The sequence below is a fragment of the Exiguobacterium sp. s149 genome (genome assembly GCF_018618395.1).
GTDB classification, from domain to species: domain Bacteria; phylum Bacillota; class Bacilli; order Exiguobacteriales; family Exiguobacteriaceae; genus Exiguobacterium; species Exiguobacterium chiriqhucha.
The window spans coordinates 348,295-360,549 of record NZ_JACSLZ010000001.1; the positions used below are offsets into that span (position 1 = coordinate 348,295).

Annotated in this window: 13 protein-coding genes; 5 read left to right on the forward strand and 8 right to left on the reverse strand. The window is 54.2% G+C overall.

The features are described 5' to 3' along the window. Positions 1-23: 23 nt before the first annotated feature. The 8 genes from ftsX to cspD all read right to left on the reverse strand — a co-directional run bounded on the left by ftsX (position 24) and on the right by cspD (position 8,245). A complete protein-coding gene (ftsX, locus tag KNP81_RS01730; RefSeq protein WP_058764154.1) occupies positions 24-926 on the reverse strand; it encodes a permease-like cell division protein FtsX in 903 nt (300 codons plus the stop codon). Beyond that, on the reverse strand, positions 916-1,602 hold the full coding sequence (gene ftsE / locus KNP81_RS01735) for a cell division ATP-binding protein FtsE (RefSeq protein WP_214717772.1): 687 nt from the start codon (positions 1,600-1,602) through the stop codon (positions 916-918). Before ftsE ends, ftsX begins: the two co-directional genes overlap by 11 nt. A 390-nt stretch (positions 1,603-1,992) precedes the next feature. Continuing rightward, entirely contained in the window at positions 1,993-2,328 is a 336-nt protein-coding gene (cccB, locus tag KNP81_RS01740) for a cytochrome c551 (protein ID WP_128124081.1), read from the reverse strand. A gap of 107 nt (positions 2,329-2,435) precedes the next feature. Then, positions 2,436-3,293, reverse strand: coding sequence for a YitT family protein (locus tag KNP81_RS01745; protein WP_214717774.1), 858 nt, complete (start codon positions 3,291-3,293; stop codon positions 2,436-2,438). A gap of 61 nt (positions 3,294-3,354) precedes the next feature. Next, complete coding sequence (gene prfB / locus KNP81_RS01750; protein WP_021065414.1) at positions 3,355-4,455, reverse strand: peptide chain release factor 2; 1,101 nt, start codon at positions 4,453-4,455, stop codon at positions 3,355-3,357. 54 nt (positions 4,456-4,509) lie between these two features. Continuing rightward, the gene (gene secA, locus KNP81_RS01755; protein ID WP_214717776.1) at positions 4,510-7,032 is read right to left on the reverse strand and encodes a preprotein translocase subunit SecA; all 2,523 of its coding nucleotides are present in this window, start codon (positions 7,030-7,032) and stop codon (positions 4,510-4,512) included. A gap of 141 nt (positions 7,033-7,173) precedes the next feature. Continuing rightward, complete coding sequence (hpf, locus tag KNP81_RS01760; protein ID WP_021065412.1) at positions 7,174-7,734, reverse strand: ribosome hibernation-promoting factor, HPF/YfiA family; 561 nt, start codon at positions 7,732-7,734, stop codon at positions 7,174-7,176. Positions 7,735-8,047: 313 nt separating this feature from the next. Then, complete coding sequence (gene cspD / locus KNP81_RS01765) at positions 8,048-8,245, reverse strand: cold-shock protein CspD (RefSeq protein ID WP_021065411.1); 198 nt, start codon at positions 8,243-8,245, stop codon at positions 8,048-8,050. 273 nt (positions 8,246-8,518) lie between these two features. Here cspD and KNP81_RS01770 point away from each other — a divergent pair, with 273 nt between their 5' ends. The 5 genes from KNP81_RS01770 (at position 8,519) to KNP81_RS01790 (ending at position 12,253) form a co-directional block, all read left to right on the forward strand. Then, positions 8,519-9,013 carry a competence protein ComK gene (locus KNP81_RS01770; protein ID WP_214717778.1) on the forward strand — a complete coding sequence of 165 codons (495 nt, stop codon included), beginning with the start codon at positions 8,519-8,521 and terminating at the stop codon, positions 9,011-9,013. 90 nt (positions 9,014-9,103) lie between these two features. Continuing rightward, a complete protein-coding gene (locus tag KNP81_RS01775) occupies positions 9,104-10,768 on the forward strand; it encodes a hypothetical protein (RefSeq protein ID WP_251130223.1) in 1,665 nt (554 codons plus the stop codon). A 9-nt stretch (positions 10,769-10,777) separates the two neighbouring features. Continuing rightward, complete coding sequence (locus KNP81_RS01780) at positions 10,778-11,068, forward strand: EscU/YscU/HrcU family type III secretion system export apparatus switch protein (protein ID WP_021065408.1); 291 nt, start codon at positions 10,778-10,780, stop codon at positions 11,066-11,068. Further along, positions 11,065-11,445, forward strand: coding sequence for a flagellar protein FliS (locus KNP81_RS01785; RefSeq protein WP_214717779.1), 381 nt, complete (start codon positions 11,065-11,067; stop codon positions 11,443-11,445). The genes KNP81_RS01780 and KNP81_RS01785 overlap by 4 nt, the downstream gene beginning before the upstream one ends. Further along, positions 11,429-12,253: a flagellin N-terminal helical domain-containing protein gene (locus tag KNP81_RS01790; protein ID WP_214717780.1), complete on the forward strand. Its 825-nt coding sequence runs from the start codon at positions 11,429-11,431 to the stop codon at positions 12,251-12,253. Before KNP81_RS01785 ends, KNP81_RS01790 begins: the two co-directional genes overlap by 17 nt. Positions 12,254-12,255 lie beyond the last annotated feature (2 nt).

A 12,255-nucleotide genomic window follows, 5' to 3' on the forward strand; every position in this document is an offset into this window, starting at 1 on the left:
CTCCTCCTCATATTTAAATTAAATTAGACTTTCAAGAATCGACCGAGCGATGTCGTCGAACCCCAGATCCCGATGAAGGCACCGAGCGCTAAAAGGACGAGTGACACTTGCGTCGTCAAAATCGATGGATCAATCAATTTAAATATATCACTATTCAGTTGATCTAGCGATGGTTGTAAAGCACTATATGCGACGTCATAACCGAAGTAGATGACGGCAATCGGGATGAGCGCACCGAATACACCGAGGAGAAGCCCTTCGATGAAGAACGGCCAGCGAATGAAGCTGTTTTTCGCTCCGACGAGACGCATGATCTCGATTTCGCGACGGCGTGAGAAGATCGTCATCTTGATCGTGTTCGAGATGAGGAACATCGCCATGAGCGTGAGACCGACGATCAACGCAAGTCCGCCGATGCGAATCCCGTTGAAGAAGGCGAACATCTTGTCGATATAGTCCTGTCCATATGTGACCTTATCGACGTTATCAAGTGACTGCACCGAATTAGCGACCTTCTCCGTATTGAGCGGGTCTGACGCCTTGACGATATAGCGGTCGTGGAGCGGGTTGTCCTTCTCGACCGTTCCGTAGGCGTTCGCATCTTCACCAAGCTGGTTACGGAAATTCTCTAATTCATCCTCTTTCGAGCTGAACGTGACCGATTCGACGCCTGGAATCTGTTCTAAGTTCTCGCCGAGCTTCTCGACGTTCGCTTCCTCCGCGGTCCGGGTGACGAATACTTGAATCTCGACGTCGTTCTCGACGTTCTCTGAAATCTCATTGACGTTGAACATGACGAGGGCAAATACCCCGACGAGTAACAAGGTGATGGTAACAGCACTGATGGCCGCGAACGTCATCCAACCGTTGCGAAGTGTTCCCTTGAACCCTTCGCGCAGATGACGGAATCCACTTTTAAATATCATAGCCATAAGCTCCTTTCTCTTCATCGCGTACGACTTTCCCGTTCTCGATCGCGATGACGCGATGGCGGATCTTGTCTACGATATCACGGTTGTGGGTCGCCATGACGATGGTCGCCCCCCGGCGGTGAATCTCTTGGAACACTTCCATGATGCCCCAAGCCGTGTCCGGGTCTAAGTTACCCGTCGGCTCATCGGCGATGATGAGCTTTGGCTTATTGACGATGGCCCGAGCGATTGACACACGCTGTTGCTCCCCACCCGAAAGTTCATCCGGATAGTTGCGCGCCTTGTGCTTCAGTCCGACAAGGTTCAACACGTCCATGACCTGCTTGCGCATCGTGTTCGTGTCGGCCTGGACGACCTCAAGAGCGAACGCGACGTTCTCGTAGACCGTGAGTGACGGCAACAACTTATAATCTTGGAAGATGACGCCGAGTTGACGGCGTAATTTCGGGACGTGGCGGTTTTTCAATTTGCCGACGTCAATCCCATCAATCATGAGAAGACCGCTCGACGGTTTCTCCTCTCGATAAATCATTTTCATAAACGTCGATTTCCCGGCGCCGGATGGTCCGACGACGTATAAGAACTCGCCGTCTTGAATCTCTAACTCGAGGTCATCGACGGCGACGACGCCGTTTGGATATACTTTACTGACTTTTTGCATCGAGATCATAACGTATTCCCTACCCTTTTTATATATTTTTCATGCATCTATGACGAAGACTTGATTAGTTAGTTAAGTGAATATTTTCGTCTAGCCTCTGTTCTACACGATAAGCACTGGTCCTGTCAAGGGACCTTGTTCGTGTCCACCTGTCCGAAAAATGCGGCAGGCGATATAGTTCAAGCGCCTACAATTATAGCAATTGAACTTTTAAATAACCATTACAGGAATGTTTCAGTTGGATTGAGTTCGGTGTGAAATTGTCGCTTTGAAGATAGATTTCACGACCTAGACACAGATGATGAAACGTACATTCAAAAGGCATCCGCGTCTACGATGACCCGAATTCGGTTGAGAATGAAACAAAAAAACCACGAGTCGTCTCGTGGTTCCCCATGATTATTTTTTCTCGGCGAGCCAAGCGGCGACAGCCGTGATTTCTTCTTCGTCTTCAATCACATTCGCAGGCATAGCGCCTTTCCCGTTTTTGATGACTTCTTCAATTTCACTGGCAGATAGACGTGAACCGACATCCGAGAGTTTCGGACCGCTCATCCCTTCTAGATTTGCGCCGTGACATGCCGCACAGTTTTGTGCGTAGACCGCTTCAGCGTCGACCGACGCCGTGTTCGATCCGGTATCCCCGTTGCTTGATGTATCTTCTTCCTCACCACCGCCACACGCACCGAGCGTGAGCATGGCGCCAAGTCCAATCGCCATCATCCATTTTTTCATAATAGGGTTCCCCTCCTAAGTTGTAGAAATAACCTACTTTTACCATTATAGCCGTTATGAACCGCTTTCTAACCTAACTCACGAAAAATACACAAAGATTCCACAACTTAGGGAACGTTGATATAGCGTTTGTCTGACGTGAACCCTTGCCCCATCACCTCGTGCGCCTCGCTGAAGATGAGGAACGCATCAGGATCGATGCGGCGAATGATTTCTTTCAGCCGGCTCACTTCATTCTGGCGGACGACGACGAGGAGCATCGGGCGCTCGAGTCGCGAGTACGCTCCGATCGCTTGTATTTCCGTCGCACCGCGGTCGAGCTCATCGAAGACGGCGCGCGTGATGACGTCCCGTTTCTCCGAGATGACGTACGCCATCTTGTCCTGTGTGAAGCCGAGCTGGACAAAGTCGATCATCTTGATCGTGATGAACAAGGCGATAAGTGCATACAGCCCCGTCGTGAACGAGAACGTGACAGCAGCGACGAGGACGACCGCTCCGTCGAGGATGGCGATACAGAGGTAGAGCGGGATGTGGGTGAACTTATGTAAGATCTGCGCGAGCAAATCCATTCCCCCGGTCGAGGCCCGTCCCCGGAAGATGAGCCCGAGACCGATGCCGACGCCTGCCCCGCCGAAGATGGCCGCGAGCAGTGTGTCATTGACGGCCGCACCCGCGTCAATCGCTTCATAAAATAAGATCACGCCCGGTAAGAAAATCGACCCGACGAGCGACTTCACGCCGAAACCGAGCCCGAGAATCATCCAGCCGACGAGGAGGAGCAACACGTTCGACACGAGCTGGAACGCCCTTGGCGAGATATTGAACAGCTCGTAGGTGATGATCGAGATTCCGCTGACGCCGCCCGAGGCGAGGTTGTTCGGCAATAGGAACAAGCTGAACGCCGAGGCAACGAAGACGGACCCGGTCAGTAAATAGATATAGTCTTTGACGATTTGCTTCATTAAAGGTTTTCTCCTCTACATACAACGTGGCCCAAAGACGTCAGTCCTTGAGCCACTTGCATCACATATTTGTCTTGCGGAGGTAAGCATCGATGAAGCCCATGATGTCACCATCCATGACGCCACTCGTGTTCCCGACTTCATAACTCGTGCGGTGGTCCTTGACCATCGCGTACGGGTGGAAGACATACGAACGGATTTGGCTGCCCCAACCGATGTCTGTCTTCTCGCCGCGGATCTCATCGAGCTTGCGTTGCTGCTCATCGAGTTCGCGTTGGTACAGTTTCGCCTTGAGCATTTTCATCGCTGCTTCACGGTTCTTGATTTGTGAACGCTCAGCTTGACAAGAGACGACGACGCCCGTTGGCACGTGCGTGATCCGGACGGCCGAGTCGGTCGTGTTGATGTGCTGACCGCCGGCGCCTGACGCGCGGTACGTATCGATCCGAAGGTCTTCGGTCTTCACTTCGATTTCGATGTCGTCATTGAATTCCGGCATGACGTCGCACGAAACGAATGACGTATGGCGGCGGCCCGACGAATCGAACGGCGAGATGCGGACGAGACGGTGAATCCCTTTCTCCGCCTTCAAGTAGCCGTAAGCGTTATGCCCAACGATACGGAGCGTGACCGACTTGACGCCGGCTTCTTCGCCCGGCAGATAGTCGACCGTCTCGACTTTCCAGCCTTGCTTGTCCGCGAAGCGTTGGTACATCCGGAGCAGAAGCGAGGCCCAGTCTTGTGATTCGGTACCGCCCGCTCCTGGGTGAAGCTCGAGGATGGCGTTGTTGGCGTCGTAAGGTCCGTTCAAGAGGATTTCGAGTTCGAACGCGTCGAAATCGGCCTTGAGCGCCGTGACCATCTCTCCCAACTCACCTTGCATCTCGGCGTCCGGCTCTTCTTTGATCAGTTCGAGCGTGACTTCGCCGTCTTCATGCCCATCGGCGAGCTCTTGGTATTTGTCGACCATCGCTTTGAGCGCGTTCGACTCGTCGATGACTTTCTGCGCCTTCTCTTGGCTGTCCCAGAAGTCTGGGTACGTCATCTCGTTCTCGAGCTCGGCGATGCGGGCCTGCTTCTCTGTCAGGTTGAGCGATTGACGATAATTTTCGAGGCGTTTCGCCATCGCCTCGAGTTCATTGCGAATATCTGAAATTTCCATAGTGTAGGTCACCTTTCCGTAGGAAAGAGGCGAGCGGACTCGCCTCTTTCAAAATTAAGCCTGTTGTTTGCCGTGGCAGTTTTTGAACTTCTTGCCTGAACCACACCAGCACGGGTCGTTGCGCCCGAGCCGTTGGTCTTCCGTGCGACGGACCGGCTTTTTCTTGAGCGGGGTGTCGTCCTTGCCAGACACCGCCACTTCCTCCTCGACGACTTTCTCGCGTCGGAGATTGTCGCCGACTTCGGCACGAAGCACGAAGCCGGTCACTTCTTCGGAGATGGCCACGTTCATCGCGTCGAACATGTTGACGCCTTCCGCCTGATACTCGCGGAGCGGGTCGTTCTGTCCGTAGGCACGCAAGTGAATCCCTTGACGGAGTTGGTCCATGTGGTCGATGTGTGCCATCCAGTGTGAGTCAACGGCACGGAGCACGATGATCTTCTCGAACTCGTTGAAGCGTTCCGGCGGCGCGAGTTGGCGTTTCGCCTCATACTGCGCGGTCGTGCGTTCGTTCAAGAGCTCGATGATCTCTTCGCGCTCTTTGCCGTAGAAGTCCTTACCTTCGACCGGCTGCTCGAGGGCGAGCGTCTGGTTGGCCCAGTGCGCGAGCTCATCGATGTTCCACTCTTCCGGCACGAGCTCGAGCGGTGTATATTGTGCGACGCCCGTCTCGACCGTCTCTTGAATCATCGAACGGACGATGTCCGTGACCGATTCGTTCTCGAGGATGCTGGCCCGGTCTTTGTACATGACTTTCCGTTGGTCGGCCATGACGTTATCGTAACCGAGGAGCTGTTTCCGAGCGTCGTAGTTGTTCCCTTCGACACGTTTCTGGGCCGACTCGACCGCTTTCGAGACCATGCGGCTCTCGATTGGTTGCGTGTCGTCCATGCCGAGGCGCTCCATCATGTTCTGGAGGCTGTCCGTCCCGAAGCGACGCATGAGCTCATCTTCGAGCGACAAGTAGAACTGGGATTTACCCGGGTCTCCTTGACGGCCGGCCCGTCCACGGAGCTGGTTGTCGATCCGGCGCGACTCGTGGCGCTCGGTCCCGACGATGTATAATCCGCCGAGCTCAATGACGCCTTCGCCGAGCTTGATGTCGGTTCCGCGTCCGGCCATGTTCGTCGCGATCGTGACCGCGCCTTTTTGACCGGCGTTCTCGACGATCTCGGCCTCACGGGCGTGGTTCTTCGCGTTCAAGACTTCGTGTTTGATTTTCTTCTTCGAGAGAAGCTTACTCAAATGCTCCGACGTCTCGACGGCGACCGTCCCGACGAGGACCGGTTGTCCCGTCGCGTGGGCTGCCATAATTTCTTCGACGACAGCTTTGAACTTGCCATCCATCGATTTGAAGATGAGATCCGAACGGTCTTCTCGAAGGATCGGTTTGTTCGTTGGGATCGTTACGACCTGCATGTTGTAAATGTTACGGAATTCTTCTTCCTCTGTCTTCGCCGTTCCGGTCATCCCGGCCAGCTTCTCATACATACGGAAGTAGTTCTGGTACGTGATCGTCGCGAGCGTCATCGATTCACGCTGAATCTCGACGCCTTCTTTCGCTTCGATCGCCTGGTGCAACCCTTCCGAGTAGCGGCGTCCGTCCATGACCCGACCGGTGAACTGGTCGATGATCATGACTTGGCCGTCACGGACCATGTAGTCGACGTCATGATGCATGACGGCGTTGGCACGAAGGGCGAGCCCGACGTGGTGGTTGACCGAGACGTGCTCGATCGCGAACAAGTTGTCGATACCGAAGAACTTCTCGGCGAGGTCGACCCCTTTGTCCGTGAGGAGAACCGACTTCGTCTTCACGTCGACCGTGTAGTCGTCCTCGATTTTGAGCGTGCGGACGAAGGCATCGGCCCGTGTGTAAAGCTCTGTCGATTTTTGGGCCGAACCCGAGATGATGAGCGGGGTCCGCGCCTCATCGACGAGAATCGAGTCGACTTCATCGACGATTGTGAAGTAGAGCTCGCGTTGGACACGGTCTTCTTTATAAAGGACCATGTTGTCACGCAAGTAGTCGAAACCGAGCTCGTTGTTCGTCGAGTAGGTGATGTCACAGTTATACGCTGCCTGCTTCTCGACACGGTCCATGTTCGACACGTTGAGGCCGACCGAAAGGCCGAGTGCGAAGTAGAGCGGTTCCATGAGTTCTTTGTCACGGCGAGCCAAATATTCGTTGACCGTCACGACGTGGACGCCGCGGCCCGTGAGCGCGTTCAAATATACCGGAAGAGTCGCGACGAGCGTCTTCCCTTCCCCGGTCTTCATCTCAGCGATGTCACCGTTATGGAGCACGTAGCCCCCGATGAGCTGGACACGGTAGTGGCGCATGCCGAGCACCCGCTCAGACGCCTCGCGACAGACCGCGAACGCTTCTGGCAAGATATCATCAAGCGTCTCGCCCTTGTCCAAACGCTCCCGGAACTCAATCGACTTCGCCTGAAGTGCTTCGTCAGACAATGCCTTAATCGGTTCGGCGAACGACTCGACGAGGTCGGCCGCTTTTTCTGCTTTTTTCAATACTCGTTTCTGTGGAGCAAATAAATCTTTCAAAAAGTTCGCCATACGCTTTATCTCCTCTGCATTCACTGAAAAATGCATGTTTTTTCCCTAATGTACAGTTTAACCGAAGTGACCCTCGCTTTCAAGGAAAGGCCAAACGAAACGGCCCTCCGAGTTGGAGGGCCGTGTGGTTTCAAGGTTAAATTATTCTGGTTCGATCAAGCCGTATTTCCCGTCTTTACGACGATAGACGACGTTCGTGTTGCCCGTTTCTGCGTCTGAGAAGACGAAGAAGCTGTGGCCGAGCATGTCCATCTGAAGAATCGCTTCTTCCGTATCCATCGGTTTGAGCGTGAAACGCTTCGTCCGCACAAGTTCGAGTTCTGCCTCGTCCTCGTCGTAGACGACCACGTCCTCAGGACCTTCGAGTGACTTGAAGTACTCGCCGATACCGCCATCTTTGGCACGTGATTTACGGTTGAGTTTCGTTTTGTGCTTACGGATTTGACGTTCCAATTTATCGACGACGAGGTCAATCGCCGCGTACATGTCGAGGTTTGTTTCCTCAGCACGGAGCAACAAGTTCGGCATCGGGATCGTCACTTCCACCTTTTGCTTCTCATTGTACACTTTCAAGTTGACGTAAGCCGTCTGTGCATCCGTAGGAGTTGTGAAATACCGAGTCAATTTGTCCAACTTTTTCTCGACATAGTCTTGAATAGCTGGTGTGACTTCAATGTTTTCGCCGCGAATGTTATAAATCATCTGAACTCCTCCTTAAAATAACCGCTTGACCCAATGATTCGTCGATTTGGACCGAATCTCCTGCTTCATTTCTGAAAAGAAAGTGGAACCAGGTGGCTCATTTATAGTATACCCCGAATTCAAATCTTTTGAAAACGTTATCATCAGAAAATAATGACAATTTTGTTCCGATTGCGTCGTCTTCAACTTGAATCGGCGGTATAAAAAGAAACTACCCGTTCTGCCCGTTCTTAAACGCGATTTTGATTCGAAGGACGCTATGTAAGAAAAATAAAAAGCCGGCTCCACGAGGGAACCGGCTTACGGCTTGAAATTATAATTTTGTAACGTTAGCCGCTTGTGGGCCACGCTCGCCATCAACGATTTCAAATTCTACCTCTTGACCTTCGTCAAGTGATTTGTAGCCGTCAGTTTGGATTGCAGAGAAGTGTACGAATACGTCTTTGCCGCCTTCTACTTCGATGAATCCAAAACCTTTTTCTGAGTTAAACCATTTTACTTTACCTACCATGTGTAAATCCATTCCTTTCACCATTGAAGAATACAGAGGCTTTCCCTCTATCGGTAATCTTACCACCTTCTTGGAAGCGTGACAAACACTTTCTCATATTTTTGTAAATGAATCGCCTTTTGGCTTACATTGGAATTCTATTTCCCTACTTTTCATATAGAGATATTGAATTTACATATTTTGTGATATATCATAGTGTGGATGATTTAGGTTTGTACGCCATGTGGGCGAACCGAGCCTGAAAATCCAATACGAAAAGGACGGTGCAGCCATATGCGCCCCTACCACTCCGAAGAAAAGTACCGTATTACGAAGCGAACGGTCGCCATTATGCCTTGTTACGAGACAGCCTGGGAATCACGAGTCATTCTTGAGGACGGCTCCGAGATTAAAACCCCACTCCGGCCTTATCAGCTCTTGCAGCTCTCATGCCGCCAGTACAGCAGTTCAATCGAGGAGCGCATCTTCGTCGCCAAGCGCGTCGCCGGCATCAAAGGCAAAGTGCCCGTCGTCATCGAACCGACGTCCGGGCTCGTCTTCTTCCCGACGATGTCCCCGAAGCGTCCTGAATGTGAATGGTACGCCTGGTCGCACATCCGGGATATCACGAGTGACCCGATTGAGTCGAAAGGCTTGGTCGTCACCCAGAACGGTCACCGGATCGTCACGAATGCGACCTCATACGTCCTCCGCAATCAATTGAAAGCGACGGGCGAACTCGTCGCCCGGTTCCAACAATTAAACCAGAGCGCAACGCTCAACTCTTGACTCTTCCGTCGAATCGACGGGAGGTTTTTTTCTGTCGGTTTCGCTTCACTTTTTGAAAAAGAGGTCGATATATTGGTCGAGGTGACAACTATGCAAATCCAAACCCCCATGACCGCGGCCGTTGCGGTCACAGCCGGCATCCAGACGAATCGCATCTATAAAGCCGAGCTCGTCAAACAGACCGGACCCGACTCCGGGATCGTCAAAATCAATGGCGAGCACGTCGAGGTCACGTTCGAGGGCGGGCTCCCGAAGACGAACCCGTTCCAACTGACACTCGCCGAACAAGACGGCCAGCTCATCGCGACGATTGTCGTCAAACCTGAACCCGAGACGCCGGACATGCCGAGCGGTCAACCGGTGAAACTCGATACGAAGATTCAAGCGTTGCTCGCATCGGTCCCGTCCGAGATCCGGAGTGCCGTCAGCCGTTTGTTCCAATCAGGACGGCTGCCGATGAACGAGGACACGGTGCGTCTGCTCGAGACCGTCTTTAAAGGCGACATGCGCGATGCCGTCCTCTGGCTGAAGACGGTCGAGGCGCCGACGCTACCGCGTGATGTCGCGCGCGACCTCGCCGTCGCGTCATTAGATGAAGCGAGACAACAAATGAAACCACCGCCACCTGACGCGCCGTACCCGCAGAAAGAACGGTTCATCGAGCACGTCAATCTGTCACGCCCCGTCAGCGAGCGCATGACGCCGACACCGGAGACGGTCGATCGGCTCATCAACGAGTTGCCGGAGCCGCACCCGACACGAATCGAACCACGTGAGGCGTTACCGCCCGTCCTCGGACGTCCGGTGCTCGTCAAGGAAGTGACGACGCATCTCGCGACCGTGACGAACACGTTCCGAAGCGAACAAGTGACAGTGACGAAACAGCTCGGCCAAGTCGCCGCCCTCGTCGAGACGAACCCGCATCAGGCACGTCCCGCACTCGAGACGGTATCGACCCGCTTGACGCAGCTCATTCAAAAGACGGACGCCTTGTTACATACGAGTGCGACCCATGAGAAGGCGCTCGTCGCAATGACGGCGAAGCTCGACGTCGCCCTCGGCCTGCTTTCGACGAAACCGGCCGAGAGCGCCGCGCTCATCAAAGAAGTACGCGCCAGCCTGAACGAGTTCCGTTACGTGCCGAATCACGTTCGTCTCGAATATATTCCGCAACAGGCGACCCGCGCAGGTGAATTGCCACGCGTCACGCCGTTCAAAGTCGACCCGAACCTATCGGGCCGCGTCATCCAAGAGACGGCGCAGCGCGTCCAGGCATCGACGTTGTCATTGAAAGCCGACGCGGCGACACCCGAGGCGCAACGGCTCGCCTCGTTCTTCCAAGTCCAGCAGACGTTGAACAGGTTGGACGGCGGGCAGCTCCAGCAGCTCATCCTCGCCTTGCCGGCGAAAGTCCAAGAGATCGACACCGGCATTCACGTCCATATCCAAAACCGTGAGACCGGGGATGTCGTCGACTGGGAGAACAGCGTGCTCTATATCCGGCTCGAGACGCCGCGGCTCGGCGAGATCGGCGTCAAGCTCGAAGCGATCGACCGGAATCTCCGGCTCACGCTCGAACATGATGATCCGACCGTCGAGGCACTCGCGCGTCCCCTGCTCGGTAAGATCGAGACGACGCTCGAGGCAATCGGTTATAAGAGCGTGACGACCCAGTTCCGCCCGCTGACGAAGTCCGATAAACCGGAGACCGAGCGCCCGACGCTCGAGACGACCGGCTATGATTTCCGCATCTAGGAGGCTGTTATGTATCAACGCATGGATTTGACAAAACGCAAGACGGCCGCCGTCGTCCGCTATGACGAGACGATTGACCGCGCCCCGGTCATCGTTGCCCGCGGGACGGGTGCCGTCGCCGATAAAATCTTAGACGAGGCGAGAGCGCGCGGCGTCGCCATCGAGCATGACCATTCGCTCCTTGGCCACCTGCTCGACCTCGACCTCGGGGACGCGATTCCGCCCCAACTATATGACGTCATGGCCGAAGTGCTATTACTGATCGAAGAACTCGACACCATCAAAGGAGACCCATCATGAATTCGAACCGACTATATGAAATGAGCCCGGAAGAGCTGACGCAAGCGATGCTCCACGCGCTCGTCTACCACTATTCTAATGCCAGGACGGCGACGATTGCCGAACGAAACCGCCACTTGCGCCAAGCGCGTGAACTGCTCGCGAAGCTCCATCAAGGACTCCATGACGGTGGCGGCATCATCTCGGCCCAACTCGATGAGCTTTACCTCTATATGGCGAAATCGAGCCTTGAGGCGCTGATCGAACAAGACATGGACAAAATCGAGGAGCTCCATGGTCTCGCGACCGAGCTCGACCAGACATGGGGCGAGGCAATCGAGAATGCCCGTCTGAAACCCGTACCGGCAGGAGGAAATCGCTATGAAAATTACCAATAACGTCCAAGCGCTAAAAGCTTATACCTCACTTTCATTGAATCAGACGACAATGAAGAAGACGATGGACCGCCTCTCGAGTGGTGTCCGCATCAACAAGGCATCTGACGACGCGGCCGGGCTCGCCATCTCTGAGAAGATGCGTCTTCGCCTCGACTCGCTGTCGATGGCCGAACGCAACACACTCGACGGCATCTCGCTCACGCAGACGCTTGAAGGCGGGATGAGCGAGACACACGCTCTCCTGCAGCGGATGCGCGAGCTATCGGTCCAAGCCGCCAACGGGACGCTCAGCCCGGACGATACGAAAGCCGTTCAAGACGAGATTTCTGCGCTCACCGATGAAGTGACCCGGATCGCCGAGACGACCGAGTTCAACTCGAAGAAGATCATGAACGGTGACTATATCGCCGGCAATGAGACGCTCTTCTTCCAACTCGGGGCGGGCAGCGGCGAAGGTATCGTCTTGAACGTCGACGATATGCGGGCTAACGCGCTCGGGATTGAAGGTCTCGATGTGATGACGCAAGTTGGCGCGAACGACGCCATCGCCAAATTCGATATAGCTATCAAAACGGTCTCGCTCGAACGATCGAAGCTCGGTGCCATCCAAAACCGGCTCGAGGCGAACGTGAGTGTCGTCGCAATCGGTTCCGAGAACTTGACGGCATCCGAGTCACGGATTCGCGACGCCGATATGGCGCGTGAGATGATGGACTTCGCCCGCCTCAACATCTTGAATCAATCCGGCATGGCGATGATCGCCCAGTCGAACGCATTGCCGCAAGGCGTGCTACAATTGTTGAACTAACT